General features: G+C 51.5%; 22 protein-coding genes. 4 read left to right on the top strand and 18 right to left on the bottom strand.

Annotated elements, in window-relative coordinates; all coding sequences use genetic code 11:
- Nucleotides 1-57 precede the first annotated feature (57 nt).
- On the top strand, nucleotides 58-1,428 hold the full coding sequence (locus tag OEY64_05310; protein ID MDH5542364.1) for a nodulation protein NfeD: 1,371 nt from the start codon (nucleotides 58-60) through the stop codon (nucleotides 1,426-1,428).
- A gap of 202 nt (nucleotides 1,429-1,630) precedes the next feature.
- Here the strand turns inward: OEY64_05310 and OEY64_05305 are convergent, their stop codons facing one another.
- From OEY64_05305 to gspD, 15 genes are all read right to left on the bottom strand, one after another.
- Complete coding sequence (locus OEY64_05305; GenBank protein MDH5542363.1) at nucleotides 1,631-2,272, bottom strand: hypothetical protein; 642 nt, start codon at nucleotides 2,270-2,272, stop codon at nucleotides 1,631-1,633.
- A gap of 2 nt (nucleotides 2,273-2,274) precedes the next feature.
- Nucleotides 2,275-2,472, bottom strand: a complete 198-nt coding sequence (locus OEY64_05300; GenBank protein ID MDH5542362.1) for a DUF542 domain-containing protein — start codon at nucleotides 2,470-2,472, stop codon at nucleotides 2,275-2,277.
- Nucleotides 2,473-2,571: 99 nt separating this feature from the next.
- Nucleotides 2,572-3,390: a hypothetical protein gene (locus OEY64_05295; protein MDH5542361.1), complete on the bottom strand. Its 819-nt coding sequence runs from the start codon at nucleotides 3,388-3,390 to the stop codon at nucleotides 2,572-2,574.
- On the bottom strand, nucleotides 3,383-5,293 hold the full coding sequence (locus OEY64_05290; protein ID MDH5542360.1) for a hypothetical protein: 1,911 nt from the start codon (nucleotides 5,291-5,293) through the stop codon (nucleotides 3,383-3,385). The genes OEY64_05295 and OEY64_05290 overlap by 8 nt, the downstream gene beginning before the upstream one ends.
- On the bottom strand, nucleotides 5,290-7,110 hold the full coding sequence (gene glmS, locus OEY64_05285) for a glutamine--fructose-6-phosphate transaminase (isomerizing) (protein ID MDH5542359.1): 1,821 nt from the start codon (nucleotides 7,108-7,110) through the stop codon (nucleotides 5,290-5,292). Before glmS (OEY64_05285) ends, OEY64_05290 begins: the two co-directional genes overlap by 4 nt.
- 2 nt (nucleotides 7,111-7,112) lie before the next feature.
- A complete protein-coding gene (locus OEY64_05280) occupies nucleotides 7,113-8,321 on the bottom strand; it encodes a sugar phosphate nucleotidyltransferase (GenBank protein ID MDH5542358.1) in 1,209 nt (402 codons plus the stop codon).
- 15 nt (nucleotides 8,322-8,336) lie between these two features.
- On the bottom strand, nucleotides 8,337-10,157 hold the full coding sequence (gene glmS / locus OEY64_05275) for a glutamine--fructose-6-phosphate transaminase (isomerizing) (GenBank protein MDH5542357.1): 1,821 nt from the start codon (nucleotides 10,155-10,157) through the stop codon (nucleotides 8,337-8,339).
- Nucleotide 10,158: 1 nt separating this feature from the next.
- Nucleotides 10,159-10,908 carry a sugar phosphate nucleotidyltransferase gene (locus tag OEY64_05270; GenBank protein MDH5542356.1) on the bottom strand — a complete coding sequence of 250 codons (750 nt, stop codon included), beginning with the start codon at nucleotides 10,906-10,908 and terminating at the stop codon, nucleotides 10,159-10,161.
- Between the two features lie 57 nt (nucleotides 10,909-10,965).
- Nucleotides 10,966-11,442: a hypothetical protein gene (locus OEY64_05265; protein MDH5542355.1), complete on the bottom strand. Its 477-nt coding sequence runs from the start codon at nucleotides 11,440-11,442 to the stop codon at nucleotides 10,966-10,968.
- A gap of 32 nt (nucleotides 11,443-11,474) precedes the next feature.
- Nucleotides 11,475-12,734 carry a UDP-N-acetylglucosamine 1-carboxyvinyltransferase gene (gene murA, locus OEY64_05260; protein ID MDH5542354.1) on the bottom strand — a complete coding sequence of 420 codons (1,260 nt, stop codon included), beginning with the start codon at nucleotides 12,732-12,734 and terminating at the stop codon, nucleotides 11,475-11,477.
- Nucleotides 12,735-12,833: 99 nt separating this feature from the next.
- Entirely contained in the window at nucleotides 12,834-13,715 is an 882-nt protein-coding gene (gene prmC, locus OEY64_05255; protein ID MDH5542353.1) for a peptide chain release factor N(5)-glutamine methyltransferase, read from the bottom strand.
- The gene (prfA, locus tag OEY64_05250; protein ID MDH5542352.1) at nucleotides 13,712-14,800 is read right to left on the bottom strand and encodes a peptide chain release factor 1; all 1,089 of its coding nucleotides are present in this window, start codon (nucleotides 14,798-14,800) and stop codon (nucleotides 13,712-13,714) included. Before prfA ends, prmC begins: the two co-directional genes overlap by 4 nt.
- Before the next feature lie 127 nt (nucleotides 14,801-14,927).
- Complete coding sequence (gene rpmE, locus OEY64_05245; protein MDH5542351.1) at nucleotides 14,928-15,134, bottom strand: 50S ribosomal protein L31; 207 nt, start codon at nucleotides 15,132-15,134, stop codon at nucleotides 14,928-14,930.
- 22 nt (nucleotides 15,135-15,156) lie between these two features.
- The gene (gene rho / locus OEY64_05240; protein MDH5542350.1) at nucleotides 15,157-16,407 is read right to left on the bottom strand and encodes a transcription termination factor Rho; all 1,251 of its coding nucleotides are present in this window, start codon (nucleotides 16,405-16,407) and stop codon (nucleotides 15,157-15,159) included.
- Nucleotides 16,408-16,652: 245 nt separating this feature from the next.
- Nucleotides 16,653-18,866, bottom strand: coding sequence for a type II secretion system secretin GspD (gene gspD, locus OEY64_05235; protein ID MDH5542349.1), 2,214 nt, complete (start codon nucleotides 18,864-18,866; stop codon nucleotides 16,653-16,655).
- Between the two features lie 152 nt (nucleotides 18,867-19,018).
- Between gspD and ftsY the strand changes: the two genes are divergently transcribed.
- The 3 genes from ftsY to OEY64_05220 all read left to right on the top strand — a co-directional run bounded on the left by ftsY (nucleotide 19,019) and on the right by OEY64_05220 (nucleotide 20,854).
- Nucleotides 19,019-19,957: a signal recognition particle-docking protein FtsY gene (gene ftsY / locus OEY64_05230; GenBank protein MDH5542348.1), complete on the top strand. Its 939-nt coding sequence runs from the start codon at nucleotides 19,019-19,021 to the stop codon at nucleotides 19,955-19,957.
- A 76-nt stretch (nucleotides 19,958-20,033) separates the two neighbouring features.
- A complete protein-coding gene (locus OEY64_05225; GenBank protein MDH5542347.1) occupies nucleotides 20,034-20,291 on the top strand; it encodes a hypothetical protein in 258 nt (85 codons plus the stop codon).
- Nucleotides 20,292-20,392: 101 nt separating this feature from the next.
- The gene (locus tag OEY64_05220) at nucleotides 20,393-20,854 is read left to right on the top strand and encodes a thioesterase domain-containing protein (GenBank protein ID MDH5542346.1); all 462 of its coding nucleotides are present in this window, start codon (nucleotides 20,393-20,395) and stop codon (nucleotides 20,852-20,854) included.
- 32 nt (nucleotides 20,855-20,886) lie between these two features.
- Here the strand turns inward: OEY64_05220 and lpxI are convergent, their stop codons facing one another.
- Genes lpxI through OEY64_05205 form a run of 3 tightly spaced genes read right to left on the bottom strand, consistent with a single transcriptional unit; the run spans nucleotide 20,887 to nucleotide 23,810 of the window.
- Nucleotides 20,887-21,702, bottom strand: a complete 816-nt coding sequence (gene lpxI / locus OEY64_05215; GenBank protein MDH5542345.1) for a UDP-2,3-diacylglucosamine diphosphatase LpxI — start codon at nucleotides 21,700-21,702, stop codon at nucleotides 20,887-20,889.
- A 5-nt stretch (nucleotides 21,703-21,707) separates the two neighbouring features.
- Entirely contained in the window at nucleotides 21,708-22,679 is a 972-nt protein-coding gene (locus OEY64_05210; protein ID MDH5542344.1) for a Gfo/Idh/MocA family oxidoreductase, read from the bottom strand.
- Between the two features lie 57 nt (nucleotides 22,680-22,736).
- Nucleotides 22,737-23,810 carry a M48 family metallopeptidase gene (locus tag OEY64_05205; protein MDH5542343.1) on the bottom strand — a complete coding sequence of 358 codons (1,074 nt, stop codon included), beginning with the start codon at nucleotides 23,808-23,810 and terminating at the stop codon, nucleotides 22,737-22,739.
- Nucleotide 23,811 lies beyond the last annotated feature (1 nt).

The raw sequence follows: 23,811 nt of genomic DNA, 5'->3' as shown, positions 1-23,811 counted from the left end.
GTTTTCGCTTTTCAACTATATTCGGAACCCTTTCCTCAAATATGGAATAATATTGATATGGTAACGCTTAAATATTTTTGGGCTATCGCGCTGTTTCTCGCGTTTTCCGCCTTGCCGCTTACAACCGCGGGGGGAAAAGAGAGCGCAGACAGAGGGGCCGAAAATGCGACCAGCGCCGTAAAACCCGTAAAAGTGCTCGAATTTGCGGGGATTATCAACCCGATAGCGGCGGAATTCCTCGCGGGGAATATAACGAAAATAAACGACGAGAACTCCGCATCCCTGATAGTCATCACCATGGACACACCCGGCGGCCTCGATACGTCAATGAGGATCATCGTGAAGGAGATAATGAACTCCTCCATCCCGGTGGCTGTTTACGTCTCACCTCCAGGCTCGCGTGCGGCCTCGGCTGGAACTTTTATCGCGATGGCTTCGCACATATCCGCAATGGCGCCTGGAACTTCACAGGGGGCGGCAAGCCCGGTTTCCGGTGGGGGACAGGAGATGAGCAGGACAATGGAGAAGAAGGTGCAAAATGACGCCGCCTCATACATACGCTCACTTGCCCAAGAGAGGGGTAGGAACGGAGACTGGGCCGAGGAGGCTGTCAGAAAGGCTGTGAGCGTCGATGAAAAAGAGGCTTTAAAAAAGAACATCATCGATTATGTGGCGGAAAATCTGGATGAGCTTCTAAAGCAGATCGACGGGAAAGAGGTGAAAACCGCTACCGGAATGAAGACTATCGACATAAAAAGCGCGGGACGGGTCACCATCGAAATGACCGAACGGCAGAAGTTTCTCGATATCATCTCAAACCCGACCGTCGCCTACATCCTTCTGATGATAGGTTTCTACGGAATATTTTTTGAAATGTCGAACCCCGGCGTGGTGCTCCCCGGCATAATAGGGGGTATCTGCCTCATCCTCGGATTTTTCGCACTGCAGTCACTCCCGGTCAATTACGCTGGGCTCCTCCTCCTGATATTGGCGATGATCCTTTTTCTGGCGGAGCTGTTCGTCCCTTCTTTCGGCGCCCTCACTATCGGCGGGGTAGTCTCGATGATTCTTGGGGGAATCATGCTCATCGACCACCCCGACGAATACATGAAGGTCAATCTCGCGGTGATCATCCCAGTGGCGCTCTTCATGGGTGGACTATTTTTCTTCATGGTGAGCTGGGCCATATTCATGAAACCGAGGAAAATGAGCATCGGATCCGAAGGGCTGATAGGTGAGATCGGAATCGCCATGACCCCCCTTACCCCTGTCGGCTCCGCGGAGATAGACGGCGAGCTATGGGAAGTCCGCAGTACCGCGGGGAACATCGAAAAAGGTGGCGCGGTAAAAGTCGTCAAAAAAGAGGGGCCGATCCTTATCATTGAACCGTACAGCAACGAGGGGAATAAACCAACCGACTCCGCATGAGGTGCGCGATGATTGACAAATACGTTTTCGGAAAGATGGTCATCGACGGAATTACCTATACATCGGACGTGATAATCCACCCCGGCGGTGTGCTTCCGGGATGGAGGCGCAAAGAGGGGCACTCGCTGTCCGAAATCAACTTGAAGGATATCCGGCAGCCAGGCGTCCGAGGATATCCCTTAGCGGAAAAAACTAGAGGCCGTCAGACTTCCTCTACCGTGAAGGCCTGGGGATTATCTTCGAGGAGTATCTTCTTGTTCTTTCCCTGCCAGTACATGTAGAACTTCTCCCGCTCCTCGGGCGTTGCCGCGCCCTGGATAACCTTTGGCATGTAGTTGGAATTCTCCATCTCCTCGTCCGTCATCTTCACAAGCGACGGGACAGCGCGCGCAAGGACTTCCTTCCCGGTATCGGCGCGTTTGAAAATTGCGACGATGCCGGGTCCGACTGCGTCCATCTCATCGTCATAAACAAACCTATCCGAGCGGACATACCTGCCGCCGAGGCCGTGGAATCCGGTCTCAATCGCCGCGCCGGTGATGAACTGTATCACCTGGCCGATGGGGCCGTTGGCGCCGTCTTCACGTCCCCCTGCGTAGCGAACGTTGATATTCCCGCGCACAGGTATCTCATCACCATAAAGCGCCTTGAGCGCCAGTTTCGTCATCTGATACGCCGATGAAACCGACGCGCACGCGTGGCCCGATACCTTTACGCAATCCTGATAGGAGTAGTAGATAGGTTCGTCATCGTCCGTAGCGCCAAGCACCGACGCGAGGGGATCGCGCATGGCGATAGGTTCTACATTGGCAAAGAAATCCTGCTTCCATTTTGTATGCTTCATTTTCATCCCTTTTTGTTCACGGCGTTGTTAAGGTCTTCCATCAATTTCGGTATATCGGCATTCGCAACGTTCGCGGTTGTTTTGATGCTCTCTGCTCCTCCACAGCACGAATCGACCTTATGGTCGTTAAATACCTTCATCGTTGCGGGGTACTTGTTCACAACTTCGTTGATAGTCATATCTTCAGTAATAGTCGGCATTTTTCCTTTTTCTCCGTTATATTTTGTTAAACCTGATTTTAACTGCAAATGAAAAATACGACTATGACTTTCGTCAGGAATCGGTAAAAGTAGCGCAGTTTAACGGGAACTATGCGGAAGGGGGCGTGTTTTCGCCTTCAGCGTCGCTGGGGCGATAAAACTTTTCGCATCGTAATATCCCGATGGCACGGTGAAATTCGGATAGACCCAGCACTCGGTGCCGAGGATGACAGCGGGCGAAAGAACGGAGTTGCACCCCAGCTCGCAGTAATCGCCAAGCACGGCGCCGAATTTCGACAACCCTGTCATCACTATTTCCGATTTGCCGTTTTCCGGATCTTTCGCCACAAAACTTATCTCGGGGAAATTCACGTTCTCCTTTTCGGAAGGGGAGCGGAATTTCAGGTTGGCGAGTTTCGTTCCCGCGCCGATATTTACGAAACTGCCGATGACCGAATCACCGATGTAATTGAAATGCCCCATCTCGGAATGGTTCATGATGATGGAGCCTTTTATCTCCGTCGTATGCCCGAGTGTGCATGTATCGCCTGCTATCAAGTATCCCCTCAAGTATGCCCCCTGCCGTATATCGCAGTTTTTGCCGATTATCGCCGGTCCCTTTATGATAGCCGTTGTCTCTATTCTTGTTCCGCTCCTTATCAGTATTTTCAAACTGCTCGAATAAAAATCCCTCTCCAGCCGAAGAGGGCTGGAACAGAAAAGGTAAGACTCGTGCCCCGACTGTATTTCAAGTCCTTCGGGAATAGGGGTATCCTCCAGGGCGGAAATATATCCGCTGATATACCCTTCTATTTTCGCAAGCGCGTCCCAGGCCCTTTCGCATCCGGTGAAAATCGCCGCATGGTCAAAATCTTTCACGGAAGGGAACAACCCCTGGTAACCTGGTATTTTAACCAATCAATCTCCTCCCCAGCCCGGTAAGCTCATAACCGCTCCCGTACCTCCTTATCAGCTTCTGTTTTATCTCCATCTCCGTAATCAGCCTTTTAAATCCGATATGGGTGAACTCATCTTCGTTAATCGATTCCCGTTCTGATATCTTTTTCAGTATCTCACTTTCAGCCTTTGCCAGCGGATTTTCCATATTTTTCATTTCGCGCATCAGGTAGAACACAGCTTCATCGGCAACATCCCCAAGCATCTTGCTGAGAGGCGCATCGCCCCGAAGGTTTACCCCTATTTTGTCCTCGGTGCCGGAATTCCTTACGAAAACCGACCCCATGATTTTATCCCCCTTGTCCCGAATAAGGAAATAGAGCATATCTGGCTCGGAGTCCATCGGCTCCTCCCTGATGACAAACTCGCCGGAAGCGGCGGAGAAAAATTTCTCCACGATCTCCTTTACCCCGTTCCATATACGGCTCCCACGGTGGAACGATTTCTTGTTGACGTAGTAGGAGTAGGAGGTCTTTTTATAACCCGGCTCGAAAGGCTCGAGGAATTTTTCGGAAAATCCCCGCTCACTTTTCGAAAGTTCCATTATCGCGCAAAGAGTGTTTATGGCCCCCTTTATCCCGTTTCCGGCATAGAAAAGCCTTTCCGACCCGCTTGCATCGACTGCGTATCCGCCATGTATGGAGTGGCCTGTCTCCTCGCATCCGATACCGAATTTGTCGCCCGAGAGTATCGCCTCCTGAAGCACCCATTTGTCCCCTACCGCGGTGAGCCTCGGAACAAATCCAAGAGCGTCAGCGTGCCGAGCCAGATTGATATCACTTTCAACCGAATGGACGAAAAGCGTCCCTCTGTATTTTTCGGGATCTCTCTTTATCAGGTATTCCCCCTGCAGTGCCGCGCATTCATCCCCAGAAAGAACATGCACGGAATCGCTATCGGATTGGTAGTAGAGGAGGAAAAATCTGTCGCCGTCGCCATCGAAAACTACACCAAATAGTTTTTTCTCCCCCCTGGCGTATGCTTCACGGCGACAGGCGATCTCCGCAAATATCGCGTTCACACCCTGGTGAGACGAAATGCTTGAGCCGGCCTCATAATCAGCGTAGCTGATCGACTTGATCCCCTCCAGCATGGCGACTCCCGAATTCTCGTTTATGTTCCCGTTCTGCTCCGATGCCACATGGATTATGTCGTTTATCCCGCACCTGTTGAAGATATCTTTAACGACGCCTGCCGTCGCCCCGTGCGCCGTATCCAGCACAACAACCGTGTCGGCAAAAAGATCCTGTTTTCCTCCCCAGCTGTTGCGCGGGTCGGCATGAAAATCTATGAACAGTGAGCGCGCCCAGGACGAGATATCTTCCGATTCAAAAAGAATTTTTGCCAGCCTCACCTTTTCATAATCGGTTTTAAACAATTTCGCCGTCAATATCTCGTCGTCGGCGGGAAGGGTTTTCCCTCCGTGAGGAGAGAGAAATATCTTTATTCCATTCTGATCGCTCGGATTGTGTGAGGCGGTGATCATGAAGGCGGTAGAGGTACCGCGCGCGAAAAGTGCGAGCGAAACACCGGGCGTCGGGATAGTTCCAAGTACGCACGGCTTTGCCCCACCCTTTGCTATGCCGGAGAGCGCCTTGGATGTGTAGAATCCTTCAACATCGCGGGAGTCCCAGCCGATCAACACCTCTCCCCCTTTTTCCAGCTCTCCGCGCTCGATAAGGGCGGTGACATGGGAGTAGCAGTAGAGCTCGAAAAACTCTTCCGTCATCACCCCATACTTCTGAAAAACTTCAAGAGGCCCCTCCTCAAAACCTGTCGCTATGGCGACCTGCGCGCGAACGCCGTCCGTCCCCTGAATACGCGCTACGGCAGGAGGGGTTTTGTCGTAGCTGTTTTTTGTCACGCTACGGTAACGGACTTCGCCAGGGCCCTCGGCTTATCGACATTGCGTCCCAGGGCGGTTGCCACAAAATAGGAATATAGTTGCGCCGCAACCAGCGTGATTATAGGCGCTATGAAGGGGTGAGTTTTGGGGAGACAGAGCTGGTCTGAAAAGAGCTTCGAGTTTTTCAACGACTTTGAAAAATGTATCCCGACGATGCTCCCGCCTCTTGCGTTCACCTCTTCGATGGAACTCATGATCATTCCATAAAGTCCCTTGTCGCTTTCGGGCGGGAGGAAAACCATGGTGCGTATCTTTTCATCTATCAGCGCGATGGTGCCATGCTTTAGAAATCCGGCAGGCATACCTTCGGCGTGGTGGTACGCGACTTCCTTGACCTTCAACGCGGCCTCAAGAGCCATGGGATAATATTTCCCCCTGCCTAGGAAGAGCCAGTTGTTCTGATGCGCCTGCCTTGTGGCAAGATTGTGTATGAAAGCGGAGTTCTCGTTGAGGAAGGTGCCAATAAGTTCCGGCAGGCTCCCCAGCTGTTTCATGTATTCCCTCTTTTTCGCCTGAGATATCTTTTTCGTTATCACTCCCGCCTCGATTGCGACACGCATGAGAGAGACCATCTGCGCAATCGCCACCTTGGTGGAAATCACGCATATCTCCGGCCCTGACCCCTGCATCACCGCAATGTCGACCATGCGCGACATTGTGGAACCTATTACATTGACGATGGCGGCGGTTTTCACCCGGTTCTTTTTCGCTGTACGAAGCACCCGGAGAGTATCGTAGGTTTCGCCCGACTGTGAAACGGCAAGGATAAAATCTCCCTCGGACATCGGGGCGGATTCAAGCGCCTCGTCCGAGCTAACGGCCGGAGCCATGATCCCGGCGAGCTCCGCGAACTGATACTGCCCGAACAGCGCGGCGTAATATGTGGTGCCAACGCCTACAAGGTATGAATGTTTAGCTTCAACAATCATCCGGGCGAGCTCCACGATTTTCTTTTCTTCAATGGCGAGAACATTGGCTACCGAATCTGGCTGTTCGTGAATCTCCTTGAGCATGAAATGCGGGAAGCCCCCTTTTTTGGCCATTTCGGCGTCCCATTCAATGATGGTTACCTTTTTCAGGACAGGCTCCCCATTCTTGATCTTTTTTACCGAATACCCTTCGTTTGATACAATCGCGAATTCCCCGTCATCCAGAATGACCGAACTCTTGGTGTGTTCGATGAAGGCGTTAAAATCGGAACCGACGTAGTTCTCGTTCTCGCCGAGGCCGATGATGAGCGGACTTTCATGTTTGGCGCAATATATTCTGTTCGGATCATTCACCGAGACGAGGGCGATGGCGAATGAACCTTCCAGCTCCCTTAACGCCTCCACGAACGCGGCTTCTATGGTTCTTCCGTTGTTTACATACTCCTCTATCAGGTGGGCGACTACTTCCGAATCGGTCTCGGAAGTGAAAACATGTTTCTGCCCTTCAAGGTATTTTTTCAGTTTCAGATAGTTGCTTATTATTCCGTTGTGCACTATCGCTATCCTGCCGTCGCAACTCAGATGCGGATGCGCGTTCTGCTGTGTTACGCCGCCGTGGGTGGCCCATCTTGTGTGAGCGATACCGACAGAACCGGTAAGCGACGAGAACTTCTCCCTTTCTGCAACTTCCGCCACATAACCGATATTTTTCCTGACGACCGTGCCACTGCCGTTCAGAACGGCCATGCCGCATGAATCGTAACCTCTGTATTCAAGATTCTGAATGCCGGACTGTAGCCTGGAAACCACATTCTGCGATGAAACGACGCCGCTGATTCCGCACATGGCTATCTCACCTCTTTCGGGAAAGTAAGATGATGCGGTACCACCACTCCGTTCTTTATAATCGAACCAGGCTTCAGATTGTGCCCGCAACCCAATACGGAGTTATCCCCGACGAACGCGCCGAGCTTTGACATCCCTGTGTTCAATTCCGTCCTGTTTATCTTCGTCTTAACTACGGCCTTGTCGATATTGCAGTTTATCGTCATTGTGCCGGAACCAATATCTACATTCATGCCGATGACGCTATCCCCTATGAAAGAGAGACGGCCGATCCTGGATTTCCCGAAGAGGACGCAGTTTTTTAGTTCGACGCCGAAACCTACGGTAGACTCTGGCCCCAGCGAGGAGTATTTCCTTATAAGAACATTGTTCCCTATATAGGAACCCCTTCCAATAAACGACGGCCCCTGGATGATCGCGCCCGAGCGTATCTCCACACCCTCCTCTATAAATACTGGGCCCTTCAGTTTCGCATCCTTGACCACGATGTTTTGATGGACGGAGGAGGTCTTCCATGTATCCATGATCATCCGATTCGCTGAAAGAATGTCCCATGGATAACCGATGTCTATCCACCCCTTCTCCCAGATGGAGGCTTTCAATCCTTCGTTCGAAATAAGTGACGCAAGCGCCTTCGTCATATTGCCGTTTACTTTTTTCAGGTAGCTGAAAAAAGCATATGGGAGCACGAACACCCCTCCAAGCACATAATTGCCTGTACCCTTGCCAGCGGGATTTTCCACTATTTTCGTTATCCCCATATTCTTATCCATATAAACGTTCCCGAAAGCGGAAGACTGCGTGGGTAACACTATGCCCGCTACCGGTACGTTTGAAACTCCAAAAGACTGTAAAACACTGGCAAAGATATTTTCGTCCGTAACGACATCCGAATAGACCAGGAGAAAATGCTCCCCCGGATTAATCCATTTCTCCGCCTGAAGAAGCGCATCGCCAATACCGTCCTGTTTTTTCTGGAAAACATAACTGAGTGATATGTCCAGATTTTCGCCATTACCGAAATATTCCTTCACCTTGTCGCCTTTGGGGCCGATTACGAGGAAAACTTCGCTGAAACCCGAATCCCTAAGCATGTTTATCGTGCGGTAAAGGAGGGGACGCCCGGCGACATGCAACATAGATTTCGGCCTCGTTTCAGAGAACGGACTCATGTTCGTTCCACCGCCAGCGGCAAGGATCAACGCTTTCATACTGGTAATTCCCTTCTAGACTGTCACGCTCTTCGCGATATTTCTGGGCCGGTCAATATCTTTTCTGTTATACAGCCCTAAATAATAAATAAAAAGTTGCGCAGGTACAATCGCCAATAACGGCGATAGCCTGTCATCGATATTTGGAACGGCAATAAATTCATCGCAATGCCTGCTGATCGCTGAATCGGTACTGAATCCGGTGGCGATCACCGTCGCGCCCCTGGCCTTCAGCTCATCCAGGTCGTCGGCCAGCCTGTTCTTGAGAAAGGACTGGTTCCCGAAAAACATTATCGGCGTCCCCTTTTCTATCAGGCTAATGGAGCCATGCTTGATTTCTCCCGCCAGCAACCCTTCACCATGCATATTTGCAACCTCTTTCATCATCAAGGCGGAATAAAGAGACATGGGATAAAGAAATCCGCGCCCCACGAAAAAGAAGGATCTGTGCGTGGTAAAACGGTCGGCAAGCCTCCGTATAAGGGCCTCATAGGTGATCATCATCTCCATTTTTTCGGATACGCGCTCAAGTTCGTCTACAAACTTCTGCTGTGCCTCCCTCGAAAGGAATTTATTCTCCTTGCCAAGATGGAAAGAGAGAATGATAAGCGCGGCAAGAGTCGCGCTGAAGGTCTTGCTCGACGCAACCGACACTTCCGGACCGGCCTGGGTTATAAGAGGATAGTGCGCCATCATGCCGAGTGAACTGGACGGATTATTCGTAATCACCATCAGCCTACCGCCGTTTGCCAAAACATATCTTGCCGATTCGAGCGTATCAAGCGATTCTCCCGACTGCGATATCGCCACATAGAGAGCACCATCTTCTATCTTTCTCGCGCCGTAACGAAACTCGGAAGAGAATATCCTCGACGTGGAAATGCCGGACATCGACTCGCAAAACAGCTGTCCCAGCATGGCCGCATAATAGGAGGAACCGCTGCCAAAAAAAACTATCCGGCTGATATCACCAATATCCATGTGTGGAAAATTAAAATAATCTATAGATACCTTCTCGCTTGATATCGGAAGGAACTGCGAAATCGTTTCCCGGACCGCCCGGGGCGATTCAACTATCTCCTTAAGCAGGAAATGGCGATATCCCCTCTTCTCCGCCTGAACAGGGTTCCATGAAATGATCTGCGGATCCTGCATGATCGGCCTGCCTGAAAAATCGAAAAACTGCGCCCCTTCGTGGGATAACAGCGCCACTTCCCCATCCTTCAGATAGACCATCCGGTTTGTATAAGGAGCGATAGCTGGCGCATCGGAGGCGACAAACTGCTCCCCTTCGCCAAGGCCTACAACGAGCGGATTTCCCTTCCGTACCGCAACGAGGCTGTCGGGATCCCTCTCGGAAATAACACAGCAGGTAACGGAACCTTCGATTTTTTTCAGCGCTTCAAGCACTGAAGCGAGAAGATTCCCTTTCCAATGCCTGTTTACCAGATGGGGTATAACCTCTGAATCGGTCTCGGAACTCAGCTTCCCGCCGTAGGCCTTTATCTCCACCCTCAGATCGACGGCGTTCTGAAGTATCCCGTTATGGACAACCGCAGTCCCTCCGGTCTTGAGCGGGTGGGCGTTCCTTACAGCCGGCATACCGTGTGTCGCCCATCTTGTATGGCCTATCCCTATACTCCCGGAGAGCTGTATGTTCGACAGCTTTTCCGACAAAACGGAGGTGCGCCCTAGTGTCCGGAAAACTTTCAGTTTCCCTTCCGAAATTACCCCCAGCCCAGCGGAATCGTACCCCCTGTATTCCAGACGTTCAAGAGCGTCCAGAATGTTTGGCTTCGCCTCCCTGTGACCTATGTAGCCTACGATACCTGACAAATTAAACCTCTACCCTTTCAGCAAGCATATCTTCAAGAAGCTTCAGGTCCTCGTTCCTGTTTACGCCTACCAACTGCAGATAATTATCAAGCGTAAGCGAAGAGACGCTGAGCCCCATGTCAACCGCGATCTTTATGAGATCGGGGAGAAAGTATTCTCCCTGCGCATTATCGGAAGAAATCTTTCCAATGGAATCAAACAGAAATGACGAATCAAATACATAGATGCCGCCGTTTATTTCCCGTATCCCCTTCTCCGATTCGGTAGCGCATTTCTCCTCGACATTCGCGATTACGTTCCCCCGGCTGTCGCGCAAGATCCTGCCGTATCCCGCAGGGTTTTGCATGATCACAGAGAGGAGAGTGACGGCGCTTTTATCCCTTCGGTGGATATCCAGCATTTCGCGGAGGGTTTCTGCTTTTATCAAAGGGACGTCCCCGCAAAGCACAAAGACATCCCCGGAAAAATCGCTTAGCAGTCCGGTAGCCTGCGCTACGGCATGCCCTGTGCCGAGCTGTTCCTCCTGACGGGCAAAAAGGATATTCCCGCCGGAAAGGGATCTTTCCACCTCTTCCGCCTTATGGCCGACAACGGCGATGATCCTGGCAGGCATCATGCTTTCAACGGCAGAGATCACCCAGTTAATTAGCGGCTTACCCCTTAAAAGGTGAAGAACTTTCGGAAGGTCGGATTTCATCCTTTTCCCCTTCCCTGCGGCAAGGATGATGACTGCGGTTCCACTTGAATTCATCCGCATATCATAGCAGATAGCGAAAGGAAGAGATTTCTTTAGAAAAGCCGGGATGTTTTATTCGCCACCCGTGACAAAGGCCCTCTGCTCGGCTGTCTCCAGGGCGAACGGGATATATTTCCTAACGAATTCGATCGCCTGCTTTCCACTCATGCCGAGCGACTTTTTTGCCATGCTGGCAAGGAAGAGACCGGCACGCCCAACTCCGGCGTGGCAGTGGACGACTATATTCTTCCCCCCTGTGGCGCGCTCAAGGGCCGTCTCAACAAGGATATCCATTTCCGCTCTTCCGGGGATGGAAAAATCGATTATTGGGAGATGAAGGACTTCCAGACCATCGCTTGTGTAAATCTCCTTCAGGTTCCGGCCTGTATTCTGCCTCGCTTCATGGTCGCCTGTGAGCATTACCACCACTGAAACAGAATTCTTTGAATATTCATCGTACATCTCTTCGGCGGGATCGTAGATGCTGAAAGGCATCGGACTCCTGAAAACTTTCCCGGAGAGTCCGAAAGGCAATTCAGTAAGTTTCATTCGCCTAATCTAAAAAAAATAATCATGAATTACTACTCTTTTTCTCTGCGGATGACCGCGCCCACTTTTTTCAGCTTTTCCTCTATCCTCTGGTAGCCGCGGTCGAGGTGGTAGATACGTCTTATTTCAGTAAGCCCCTGCGCGGCAAGACCGGCGACGATCAGCGAAGCGCTTGCCCTCAAATCGGTAGCCATCAGGTTTGCGCCTGAAAGGTTTGCCACACCCTTGACGAATGCCGTCTTGTCCCTTACGGTTATGTTCGCCCCCATTCTCCGCATCTCCGCCACATGCATATAACGGTTTTCAAAAATCGTCTCCGTAATGACGCTTGCGCCATCGGCAACCGACATCACTGCCATCAACTGCGCCTGCATGTCGGTAGGGAAAGCGGGGTATGGCGCGGTCTCTATGTCCACGGCACCCGGTCTTTTCGGGCCGAGGATATCTATCCAATCGTCTCCGGCGGTTATCCTGCACCCTGCTTCAACGAATTTCTGTGTCACAGCGTCAAGGTGCTTCGGCAGACAGTTCGTTATTTTCAAATGTCCCCCCGTTATGGCCGCCGCGGCCATAAAGGTTCCGGCTTCAACCCTGTCCGGGATAATTCCCATTTCCACGGCCCTCAGCTCGCGCCCCCCCCTGATTACGATTTTATCGGTTCCAGCCCCTTCAATATCCGCCCCCATTTTTTTCAGAAGCTCACCCAGGAAAACGACCTCCGGTTCACGCGCGGCATTTTCGAGGATAGTCTCCCCTTTTGCCGCTGTCGCGGCCATCATTAGGTTTTCCGTTCCGGTGACCGTTACCAGATCGAAAACTATTTTCGCCCCATGGAGGCCTTCCGGCGCATCCGCATTCACATAGCCATGCTCAAGCGATATCCTGGCGCCAAGCGCCTCGAAACCCTTTAAATGAAGATTGATAGGTCTCTCGCCGATAGCGCAACCCCCAGGAAGCGAGATGCGCGCCTGACCGAGCCTGGCAAGGAGCGGGCCAAGCACAAGGCAAGACGCCCGCATTGTCCGCACAAGATCATAAGGCGCAACCGATCCATTCAGATTCTCGGTATTGATGGATATGGCATTATTTTCCTGCTTCGATATGGACGCCCCCAGCTCCCGCATAAGCGATGAGATGGTATTGATATCCCTCAGCTCCGGCACGTTTGAAAATCTGAATTCTCCCGGACAGAGAAGCGACGCGGCAAAGGCGGGGAGAGCGGCATTCTTCGCTCCAGAAACGTTAATATCACCTTCCAGTCTCTGTCCGCCCTCGATAATTATTAGCTCCATATTTCTCCAACATTCATTCTACCGAAGAAACTGAAAATGGTGAAAGATGCGGCAGGAAAGTTTATTTCCGATAGCAAACGTCGACGGGACGCCAAGCGGCTAATCCCTCCCATTTTTTCCCGATCTTTGCACTGCTAGAATGCGATCCGTACCGGAGAGATCCTGGATAAATGAATAACCGCTCCAATCATCACCCTGAGCGTTTGCAATAAGAGTCTCCACGTCGTCCCTCTGCCCGAATCCGATCTCGCAAAAGAGCATTCCATCGCGATGCAGGTGCCCCGATGCTACAGCAAGGAGCCTCCTTATGACAGATAGCCCGTCATCACCCGCAAAGAGGGCGCCATGAGGTTCATACTCCCTCACATCTGCCATGATGTTTTTCTCGTCGGAAGAGGGAACATATGGAGGATTGGAAACAATTACGTCAAATTTTCCGTTTATCGCGGAGAAGAGATCGGATTCGACAAACTCCACGTTCGAAGCGGAGAGCAAGGATGCGTTCCCGCGAGCCGTTTCAAGTGCGGCAGAAGATATATCGGAGCCAACGACCCTCCATTTCGGCCTTTCTACCGCGATTGAAACAGCTATACAGCCAGAACCTGTGCCGATATCGAGAAGTGACAGCGCTTCAACGTTCCGGTAGCGCGCCAATACAGCTTCAATCACCCCTTCGGTTTCCGGCCTCGGTATCAGTACGGAACTGTTCACAGCGAAGGTATGCTTGTAAAAATCCTTCTTCCCGGTGAGATAAGCCACCGGTTCCCCTCTCCGACGTCTCTCAATCAGCTTTTCAAAAGCCGATGTCTCCGCTTCTCCAGGACAAACCTCTCTCAATAGAAGTTCGCTTCGCTCGATCCCGAGGATGTGTGAAAGGATGATCTCGGCGTCAAGCCTGGGAGTCTGGCTGTTTGTCAGCAACTCTGCGGCGTTCGATACAAGAAAGGCGGCGGAAATATCCGGCATGTTGCCGATCATCATTTCCCTTCCGGCGCGGTGGGCGCAGGCGCCGTCAAGGCTTCCGCGTGCGCGTGGCGCTGGAGGTTCTCTATCAGATCGTCTATCTCGCCAAGCATTATCGATTCCAGCGAGTACAAGGTGAGATTTATCCGGTGGTCGGTGCATCTCCCCTGCGGGAAGTTGTATGTGCGTATTCTTTCGCTTCTGTCGCCGGAACCGACCATTTTTTTCCTGCTGGCGTCCTGCTTATCCTTTTCCTGTTGCATATAGAAATCCTGGACGCGGGAGAGGAGAACCCTCATCCCCTTCTCCCTGTTCTTATGCTGCGACTTTTCATCCTGCATCGCCACCATTATCCCTGTCGGGAGGTGGGTTATCCTTACTGCAGAGTCCGTTGTATTCACCGACTGTCCGCCGGGTCCGCTTGACCGGTATATGTCTATTTTCAGCTCGCCGGCATTCAGCTTTACATCCTTCTCCTCTACCTGTGGTAGAACCGCGACGGTGATCGCCGATGTATGTATCCTCCCCTGGGTTTCGGTTTTGGGGACGCGCTGGACGCGATGCACGCCGCTTTCATACCTGAATTGCTTATATACATTCTTCCCGGTGATAGAGGCTATCACCTCCTTGAATCCGCCGACCTGTGTCTGACTTGCGCTCAGGATCTCCACCTTAAAACCCTTCAGTTGAGCGTACCTCTGGTACATGGTGAATACATCCATCGCGAAAATCCCCGCCTCGTCCCCGCCCGTACCGGCCCTTATCTCGAGGATGATGTCCTTCTCGTCATCGGGGTCGCGGGGGACCATCAGAAGTTTCAGTTTTCCTTCCAGCTTCTCCAGCAGTTCGGTGTTTGCCTCGTTCTCTTCGCGCGCCATATCCGAAAGCTCCCTGTCGCCTCCGCTATTTATGATCTCTTCGTTATCCTCGATGGTTTTGACCACCTTTTTATACTCCCGGTACGCCTCGACAATGTCGGAAATGTCGGACTGCTCCTTGCTGTATTTCCTGTATTTTTCCTGATTGGAAATATTCTCAGGCTTACTGAGGAGATCGCTTAGTTCGTCGAAACGTTTTTCGATAGAAGTTAATTTTTTGAACATGGGATTGGGGGGCTAAGCGAACGGGAAGGCGCAGGGGCTCTTATGGCCGCATGCGCCGAAATGAAAATGAAGTATCGGTATACTCTTAAACATCCTTGTTTTAAAAACTATTTCTCCCGGCAAGAGGCTACTTGCTGGCCTGCGCCGCCCTCTTTCGGAATTTCTCCACGCGCCCGGCAGTATCTATAAGTTTCTGGTTGCCCGTGTAAAAGGGGTGACAGGATGAACAAATATCAACTTTGATCTCCGCGACGGTCGCCCTTGTATCCGTAATAGCGCCACAACCGCAAATTATCTTTGAAGCCACATAGTCAGGGTGAATATCTTTACGCATAACCTCTCCGTTTAAAAAAAAATCAGGACGTTCCCAATGCTTTCAGGAACTGTTTATTGTTCTTGGTCTGTCTCATCTTATCAAGAAGAAGCTCCATCGCTTCTATAGGATCCATAGGCTGTAGAACCTTTCTTAAAAGCCAGATGCGGCCCAGCTCCTCCTCGGGAAGCAACAGCTCTTCTTTTCTCGTTCCCGATCTCGTGATATCTATCGCAGGGTAGACCCTTCTGTCGGCCAGCCTGCGCTCAAGATGTATCTCCATGTTTCCCGTTCCCTTGAACTCTTCGAAAATAACGTCGTCCATCCTGCTTCCTGTCTCTATCAGAGCGGTTGCCATGATGGTAAGGCTTCCACCTTCTTCGACATTCCTTGCCGCGCCGAAAAACCTTTTCGGCCTTTGAAGCGCGTTCGCGTCGATACCGCCGGAGAGAACCTTTCCGCTCGGCGGGACGATCGTATTGTATGCCCTGCTAAGGCGGGTTATCGAATCAAGAAGGATAACTACATCCCTGCCGTGCTCAACAAGGCGCTTCGCCTTTTCGATGACCATTTCAGCCACCTGAACATGTCGCTGGGCCGGTTCGTCGAATGTGGAGGCTATTACCTCCCCCTTTACCGAGCGGGCCATGTCCGTAACCTCTTCCGGCCTCTCGTCTATGAGAAGGACTATCAGCATCACCTCGGGGTGGTTTTTCGCAATCGAATTCGCAAGCCCCTGCAGGAACATCGTTTTACCTGTTCGGGGAGACGCAACGATCAGACCGCGCTGTCCCTTCCCTATCGGCGTGATCAGATCCATCGCCCTCATCGACATGTTGCCGTCCTCTGTCTCCAGTGTCAGGCGCTCGTCCGGGTAGAGAGGCGTAAGGTCGTCGAACATGTATCTTGCTTCTTCAAGGTTAGGCTCTTCGCCGTTTATTTTCTCAACTTTCAAAAGGGCGAAGTAACGCTCGCCATCCTTCGGAGGCCGTATCTCGCCCGAGATGGTATCCCCCGTGCGGAGATCGAACTTCCGAATCTGCGAAGGCGAAACATACATGTCGTCGGGTCCCGGCAGGTAACTGCACGAAGGCGCCCTGAGGAACCCGAATCCGTCCGGCAATATTTCGAGGACGCCCTCTCCGTAAACGCCAGATTCTTTCCTCGTTTGCGAATCGATTATCTTGAAGATAAGATCCTGTTTGCGGATGCCGCTTATATCTTGGATGTCCAGGCTTTTCGCGATGACATTAAGTTCCGATACCGTTTTTTTCTTTAGCTCGGTTATATTCATGGACACGGTAAATATTAAACTCCCATATTTATTGATTAGGTGGAATTTCCAGCCCGGGTCGGGTAATCAGAAGGTTGCCGGAACAAATCCTTGGGCTTAGTTAACCTCCAGTTGATACCTTTTCTAAGTAGATTATTTTTCCACTTTGTAACAAATAAGTCAATTTAATTAATTTTCATTTCGCTTTTCAGGTTTATTTTTCGCCAGATACCTGAAAGCGGCTCAACTCCAGAGATCGGAACGGATCACATCGCGTTCTTTTCTGGGCCTTCCCCGGTTACGCCATCCTTCGGGGCATTTTTCCCATTGTCGTTTTCCTCTGTGCTTTTTCTGGTTTTTCTCGCGTTGCTCTGGAGGCTCATTATCTTCTTCTTGTAATCCTCAGTGAGCACCTCCGCCTGCTCGTCGTTCTCCACCACATGCGGCGTAAGGAGGATGAGGAGTTCCGTCTTCTCCTCCTTTTTATCAGTCGCGCCGAAAAGCCATCCGATTATCGGGATCTTCGAAAGGATAGGAATGCCGGATCGCCCCCCACCTTTCGTGTTGTTGATCATCCCCCCTATCATCACCGACTGCGCGTCCTTCACCATCACGGAGGTTTTCGCCTGTCTCCTGAAAAAATACGATTCGTTGTTCGGCCCTTTCCTTGTGTCGTCTATTTGGCTTATCTCCTGGTCTATCTCCAGCGCGACATACTTGTCCTCGTTTATCTTCGGCGTAAGTGAAAGCCTGATGCCGACGCTCCTGTACTGGATGTTCTGCACCTCCGCGCCGGTGGAGGAGAAAGAAGTCGTCGATATCGGAACCTCGCTCGTGATGTCTATTGAAGCCGGTTTGTTATCGCTTGTCATGAGCATCGGCGAGGCGCGCACCTCCAGCTTCGACTGCGAGGCGAGCGCGTGGAGTAGCCCCATCGCGTTCGCGGACGGCCTTGTGAAAAAACTGAGCCCGCTGCCGCCGGCAGGATTAAATGTAGTGTTCAGGTTTGATCCGACAGAACCTCTTTCGCCAAGCCCCCCCGCGTTCAATGCCATGAAGTCCTTGCCGTTGGCGCTCCTTATCGCCCACTCAAGCCCGAACTGAAGATCGTCGGAAAGAGTCAGCTCCGTGATGAGCACTTCTATCAGCACCTGTTGCGCCTTCGAATCTAGCCTCTTTAGCGTTTCAAGGATCATCGGATAATTCTTCCGCGCGGTTCTTATTATTATCGTATTGGTATCCTTGTGCGAAATTATCTGAAGTGAGCCGCTGAGCGAAGAGTTGGCTATTTCCGCCTTGAACCTCCTGCCGGTGTCTTCCTTCACGGCTGTTGCCCCTTTTGGATCGGCGGGGGCCGACGCGGAGCCGTTTTCATCCATGGAATATATCTGATTGAGAATCGAGGTCAGATTTTCCGCGTTCCCGTTTTGCACGTCATAGATGAATGTAGAGAGCTCTTCCGTTTCAACGGGACCCGAATCGAGTTTCGCCACCCACTCCTGAATGGTCGGGTAGAGCTTCGGGAACGGGTTGATCATCAGTATGGCATTCATGCGGTCGAGAGAGAGGAAAGTTATCCCGGTGCCTGCCGTTTTATTTATGTATCCCATTGCCGTATAGATAGAAACCAGTTCCGCTGTCACGTCGGCTGAATAGGCGTTCTGCACGGGGAAGAGTTTCACCTGCATCGTATCGAGCGAATCAACATCAAGCGCCTTTACAAGATCCATGATCTCGACGAGCTTGATGCCGCGTTCGACAAGAATGAGCATGTTTGACCGCGCCAGGAGGGAGGCGGAAGCTGTTTTTGAAAGAAAAGGTTTCATGATCTCCAGCACCTGCGCGGCGGAGACATAATTGAACGTAAGGATCTGTATCTGGAATCTGTCGGCGGCGGCGAATTCCGAAGCTGGCGGATCCTGGTAGACCGGCAGAGGTTCCTGCATAGCTTTCGCCAGAGGGAGGAAACGCCAGTAGTCACCCACCTTCACCCGCGTGAGATTGTTTATCACCAGGAGCTGATCGAGGAGGTCCGCCGCCCCTGCGGACGGTATGCGGTCAAGCGTCCTGATGGTTACGAATCCTTTGACGTCGTCCTCGATGATGTAATTCATCCCGAGGAACTCGCAAATATTCTTGATAACCTCCCGGATGGGGGCCGATTCGAAATTGAGCGACATCTTCGGTCCGTTATCCGTGCCCCTTCTGCTCGCCTTCTCACCGTTTACATCAAGGCCGCTTTTCCTCGATTCATTTAACGGCGCGTCCGAAGCGGCGGAGGAGTTCACCGAAATTTTCGGCCCCGGCAGAGGAGTATCGCTTTTCCTCAGGTCGACCGGTTCAGTTTTCGCGCCGGAGACGGAGATGTTTTCCGCTACCCATAAAGGATTCTCATCGGCATATGAAAGCGAACGAGCGCCGGGGAGCGACAGCAAAAATATGAAAAGGAGCAACGCGGCAGGGCGTGTTGTACTTCTCATCTCTTTAATAAAAAATCCTGATAGTTGCACCTGATCTCCCAGCGCGAAGCTATTGCCCTGTACTTCCGCAAATCGACTATTACCTGCCCCATTTTGTTTGCATAATATTAACCCGTTTTATTCGGGATTAAAACAGACTAGACTGCAAACCGATGGAAATAGAAAAAAAGGGGCTTTTGGCCAGGCTGAAGGAAGGGCTGAAGAAAACCAATAAAACCCTCATAAGCGGCATCACATACGCCACTACCGGGAGAATCTCGATAGACAACGAGGTCATCCAGGAGCTCGAAGACGCCCTGATTACCGCCGATATCGGAATGCCGACGACAATCTCCCTTATCGACAGCCTTAAAAAAGCGGTAAAAAACAAGGAGATAACCACTGTCGACGGAATAAGACCGTTCCTTAGCGAAAAGATCGCCGAACTTGCTGGAAGCGTGAAACCGGTTCTCGAAACTCCCGCCGGAAACCACACCGCTCCGCACGTAATACTTGTCGTAGGGGTGAACGGCGCCGGAAAAACAACAACTATCGGGAAACTGGCGAATTTTTACCAGTCGTCCGGAAAAAGCGTTTTGCTCTCCGCCGGGGACACATTTCGCGCCGCGGCGATAGAACAGCTCGACGAATGGAGCCGGAGGGTTGGGTGCGACATCGTAAAGCACCAGCCGAACTCCGACCCGAGCGCGGTTGCGTTCGACGCGATGAAGGCGGCTGTCGCCAGGAAAAAGGATATCGTGATAGTAGATACGGCGGGGCGACTTCACACCCGCTCCAACCTGATGGAGGAACTGGCGAAGGTACGCAGGATAATTGGCCGGGAAGTGGAGGGGGCGCCGCATGAGACCCTTCTCGTCCTCGACGGCACGACGGGACAGAACGCACTCAATCAGGCGAAGGAGTTCCACTCGAAGATCAATCTCACCGGGCTAGTGCTCACAAAGCTCGACGGGACATCAAAGGGGGGCGCTGTCATCGGGATCATCACCGAAACGAAGCTCCCGGTAAAATTCATCGGGATAGGTGAAAAGATAGACGACCTCCAGCCGTTCGACCCAAAGCTCTTCGCTGAAGCGATACTCCATCCCTGATAACCGCCAGATTCACAAATCTGCTATAATCCTCCGATAATCGCCAATAACTGGCAGAAGTTAATCAGGAGGAAAGATGCGAAAGATAATTACTGTTGCAACGCTTGCTATTGCGCTCTCCCTTTTTACGAGCCCGGCTCTTACAGTTCACGCCAAGGAAAAAGCGGGAAAAACTTGCTGTGGCGGGAAAACCAAGGAGCAGTGCAAAATCGACATGGGTGAGAACTGCCCGATGGATATGAGCGAAGAGGGGGATACATCGTCAAAAGAAAAACAGAAAAACCCCGAACAGCCAACCAGCAAACCGGGCGACTCCAAAAAAGGGAATATCTAGTCCCCCTTCGGCTACGCTTTCAGACAATGACGGCCGGCAAGCGATTGCCGGCCTTTTTCATCATTTGGTCATTTACCACAAGAATCCGATAAACTCTTTTTATGAGCAGTGAATACGAAAATATTTCAAGAGAACTCGAGGAGGTGATGCATGCCGAAATACCTCTGGCAAAAGCGATGCGCATAAGCGTGGAGAGTTATGACGGCTCGACGCTAACACTTTGCGCCCCGCTTGAGCCGAACATCAATCACAAGAAGACTGCTTTCGGCGGGAGTATTTATTCAATTTTGGTTTTATCCGGCTGGGGTCTTTTATGGATAAAAATCAGGGAAAACAACTTGCACTGTTCTGTCGTCATCACAAAAAGTGAGACCGCTTTTCCAAAACCTGTTGACGGAGAGCTAAACGCCATTTGCAAAATCGACCCTGAAAAAACAGACCAGCTCTTTGAAAAATTCAAGCGGAACGGAAAGGCAAAAATCGGCCTCACGTCAGAGATTTACTCCGGCGGGTTTTTAGCCGCAACCTTTAAGGGAACCTACGCCCTACTGACCAGGAAATAGATATCCACGGTCAGAGAGGGCTTTCGTAAATATCAGACCGCCACGAGCGAGATGCCGGCGGCATTTGCGCGCTTAACAACTTCGTCCTTGTTCACTATTACCACCCGGCCCGCCTCGAACGCCAAACCAGCGGCTTTCATATCGGCGAGCCTGTTTATTGTTTCCAGTCCGATCGTTGGAATATCGTACCGCATGTCCTGTTTCGGCCTGCTCATCTTGACCATCACTACTCCGTTGCCCGCGAGCCTGCATCCGCGCTCGATGGTTTCATCGGTCCCTTCGACCCCTTCCACTGCGACGACGACCCCTTCCTTCACGATTATCGTCTGGCCTATATCCTTTCCCGCAAGATCACGGCATATCTCCGCTCCATAGCTTATGTCGTTAAGCACCCTTTCCGAAGGCTGTACTGTGCCGATCGTCCCTTTCCCCGGAAGAAGGTCGGGCAGCCAGTCTGTCTGCTTTTCTATCACCAGTCCTCCGCTCTCAAGCTCCTCGAATATGGAGAGTATTACAGATGTATCGCTCTTCCTTACAGCCCGCGACATGATCCTGAGTCCTGCCGCATCGAAAAGAAGGTCTCTGAAAACAAGTTTCTTTTCGAATTTGCCGATGAGGACTACGCGAACGACGCCGGAATCCCGCAAATATTTTATCGTCTTTCCGGCCTGGCCTATCCCGAGGAGGGCTATCTTGTAGACCATTGATTGAAGGGATTTGTAAACGGCGTCATCGAAACAGGCGACGGCGACCTTCAACCCCTTGCGCGAGGCGGTCTCGGCCACAAGTTGCGGCAGTTCCCCCTTGCCTGCGATAAGGCCAAGAATGTTGTTGGGGATTGGCTCCATCAACTCTAGGAGGTTTTTAGGGCCTTGTACTTGTCTAGAATCTGCAACGCAACGCGAAGCGACTGAAGTTCGTTGTCGACCGAGACCCTTCTGTCCGTTCTGTTCAGCACACAGTCGAGCATATGCTGTATCTCGTGCTTCAACGGGTTTTCACGGTGCACGAAGATCCGCTCGCGCCTGTCCTCTTCCTTGTACTTCAACTCCTTTGAGCGCATTTCATGTTGCGAGGAGGCCATCCTGTGAACGAGGATCTCCTGGTCGGCAAAATCAAGCTTCATGTATTTCGACTTGCAGGTGATAGCCATGTTCCTGACCTTGTTTTGCGTCGCCCTGCTCGCGGTGATAGTCGCCATACAGCCGGACTTGAACATCATCTGAACGTCGACGACGTCGTCCCTGTCGGAAAAAACCTTTGTACCTATTACGTTGAGCATCGTTACTTCGGATTTGACCAGGTTAAGAATGATGTCGATGTCGTGGATCATGAGATCAAGCACCACACCGTCTTCGGCGACCCTCGGATCATACGGTCCAAGCCTCCGGCTCTGGATAAGTATCGGATCCTCGATCAGCTTGCTGAGCTCCTGCACCGCGCCGTTGAACCGCTCTACATGGCCGACATGCAGAACCATCCCCATCTTCCCTGCAATATCGAAAAGTTCCTTGGCATGCTCGTAGTTATTTGAGATCGGTTTTTCAACGAGGACATGTTTCCCTTTAAGGAGGGTCTGCTTTGTCACTTCATAATGAAGTTTCGTGGGAACGGCGATCGAAACTACGTCGACCTTTTCAAGGAGGTCGTTGAAATCGGGGAAATATTCTACGCCGAATCTCTCCTTGACCATCTCCCCCCTCTCGGAGTTCAGATCGGAGATCCCGATGAATTCCACATCGTTCAATTCGCTGTAGATATTGGCATGGAACTGTCCCATTCTGCCAACCCCTATAACACCCGCGCGCAATCGTTTGTCTGCCATTATTCAGGTGATTATATCAACATGAAAAGTCAAAGGGAAACATTGATGGCGATGACGTTAACCGGGCCCTTTCCCCTGACCGCCCCCTTTGCCCCTGTGCTTTTTACCGTCTACCGGGGAGTGATCAGACACAGGCGGTTTATAGGGCACCGGGACCTTCATCAGAAATCCCGGCTCAAGCGGATCGTCCGGCCTCATCGCGTTCATTACAGCGATTTCAAAGGCCATACTCTCGTCCATCGACTGTTCAGCCGCGATAGTGCGGAAAGTATCCCCTTCCTTTGCTTCGTATATCGCGATCTTGAAGCTTGGTTTTTCCTTTTTTCTCCTGTCGAACCTGCCGTATGTAAGCCCTTCGATCGCCCTTATGTACTCCTCGCGGGATGACTTTACCTTCTTGCCGCGTTTTATCAGTATCCCCGCCTTTTCGTCGCTTTTGATAACCCTCTCGACAGTATCGGGGTGAGTGGCGGAAAATCCGTGATACCCCACGCCGCTTACCCTCTCCTTGAATTTGAGGGTTTGAAAAAAAGTCGATACCTCTCTCGGATCGTATCCGGCATCGTATGTGTAGATCATCCCGAATTCATCTGCCTGGAGTTCCAGATCGCGGCCGTATCCGAGCCTGTTCATCTCGGATATCTGCGATGTGGCGACCACCCACGCGAGCGTCGTGTCCGCCGCCTGCCCGGTAGCGATGGAGCCGGCAAGCCCGGCAAAGACAAGGAGCGTATCCCCCATGCTTTTCTTCATCTGTTTTATCGAGTGATGGCCTATCACATGCCCAATCTCGTGACCAAGTATCCCCGCAAGTCCGGCCTCGCTGTTCAGATACGCGAGCATTCCTGTAGTAATGTAAATGTAGCCACCGGGAAGGGCGAACGCGTTAAGCGCCGGATCCTCGATTACGAGAAAATGATATTTAAATTCAGCGTCATCAATCGATTCAAGAAGCTTGTTCCCAATCCGCGTCACATAATCCTGGATCTTCTTATCGTCATACTCCCCGAAATTCTCTCGAATATACTTGTCGCCGTTTTCGCCTACCTTGATCTCTTCTTCCGTCGTCTGGGCAGGGAGGTACGGTGAAAACAGTGAGATTAAGATTATTGAGAGCAGAAGACGTTTCATC

It is taken from the genome of Nitrospinota bacterium (assembly GCA_029881495.1).
GTDB lineage: Bacteria > Nitrospinota_A > UBA7883 > JACRGQ01 > JACRGQ01 > JAOUMJ01.
The sequence above is the reverse complement of the archived record's forward strand: the minus strand, read 5'-3'. Positions and strand labels throughout refer to the sequence as shown.

Bases quoted from the DNA above. Each gene is read 5' to 3' on its own strand.
- OEY64_05210 (MDH5542344.1), bottom strand. From the start codon at position 22,679: ATGGCAGACAAACGATTGCGCGCGGGTGTTATAGGGGTTGGCAGAATG.
- murA (MDH5542354.1), bottom strand. From the start codon at position 12,734: ATGGAGCTAATAATTATCGAGGGCGGACAGAGACTGGAAGGTGATATT.
- OEY64_05305 (MDH5542363.1), bottom strand. From the start codon at position 2,272: ATGAAGCATACAAAATGGAAGCAGGATTTCTTTGCCAATGTAGAACCT.
- OEY64_05280 (MDH5542358.1), bottom strand. From the start codon at position 8,321: ATGAAAGCGTTGATCCTTGCCGCTGGCGGTGGAACGAACATGAGTCCG.
- glmS (MDH5542359.1), bottom strand. From the start codon at position 7,110: ATGTGCGGAATCAGCGGCGTCGTTTCATCGCAGAATGTGGTTTCCAGG.
- OEY64_05265 (MDH5542355.1), bottom strand. From the start codon at position 11,442: ATGAAACTTACTGAATTGCCTTTCGGACTCTCCGGGAAAGTTTTCAGG.
- OEY64_05225 (MDH5542347.1), top strand. From the start codon at position 20,034: ATGCGAAAGATAATTACTGTTGCAACGCTTGCTATTGCGCTCTCCCTT.
- gspD (MDH5542349.1), bottom strand. From the start codon at position 18,866: ATGAGAAGTACAACACGCCCTGCCGCGTTGCTCCTTTTCATATTTTTG.
- OEY64_05310 (MDH5542364.1), top strand. From the start codon at position 58: ATGGTAACGCTTAAATATTTTTGGGCTATCGCGCTGTTTCTCGCGTTT.
- prfA (MDH5542352.1), bottom strand. From the start codon at position 14,800: ATGTTCAAAAAATTAACTTCTATCGAAAAACGTTTCGACGAACTAAGC.
- rpmE (MDH5542351.1), bottom strand. From the start codon at position 15,134: ATGCGTAAAGATATTCACCCTGACTATGTGGCTTCAAAGATAATTTGC.
- prmC (MDH5542353.1), bottom strand. From the start codon at position 13,715: ATGATGATCGGCAACATGCCGGATATTTCCGCCGCCTTTCTTGTATCG.
- ftsY (MDH5542348.1), top strand. From the start codon at position 19,019: ATGGAAATAGAAAAAAAGGGGCTTTTGGCCAGGCTGAAGGAAGGGCTG.
- OEY64_05205 (MDH5542343.1), bottom strand. From the start codon at position 23,810: ATGAAACGTCTTCTGCTCTCAATAATCTTAATCTCACTGTTTTCACCG.
- OEY64_05220 (MDH5542346.1), top strand. From the start codon at position 20,393: ATGAGCAGTGAATACGAAAATATTTCAAGAGAACTCGAGGAGGTGATG.
- OEY64_05300 (MDH5542362.1), bottom strand. From the start codon at position 2,472: ATGCCGACTATTACTGAAGATATGACTATCAACGAAGTTGTGAACAAG.
- lpxI (MDH5542345.1), bottom strand. From the start codon at position 21,702: ATGGAGCCAATCCCCAACAACATTCTTGGCCTTATCGCAGGCAAGGGG.
- rho (MDH5542350.1), bottom strand. From the start codon at position 16,407: ATGAATATAACCGAGCTAAAGAAAAAAACGGTATCGGAACTTAATGTC.
- OEY64_05270 (MDH5542356.1), bottom strand. From the start codon at position 10,908: ATGAATTCAAGTGGAACCGCAGTCATCATCCTTGCCGCAGGGAAGGGG.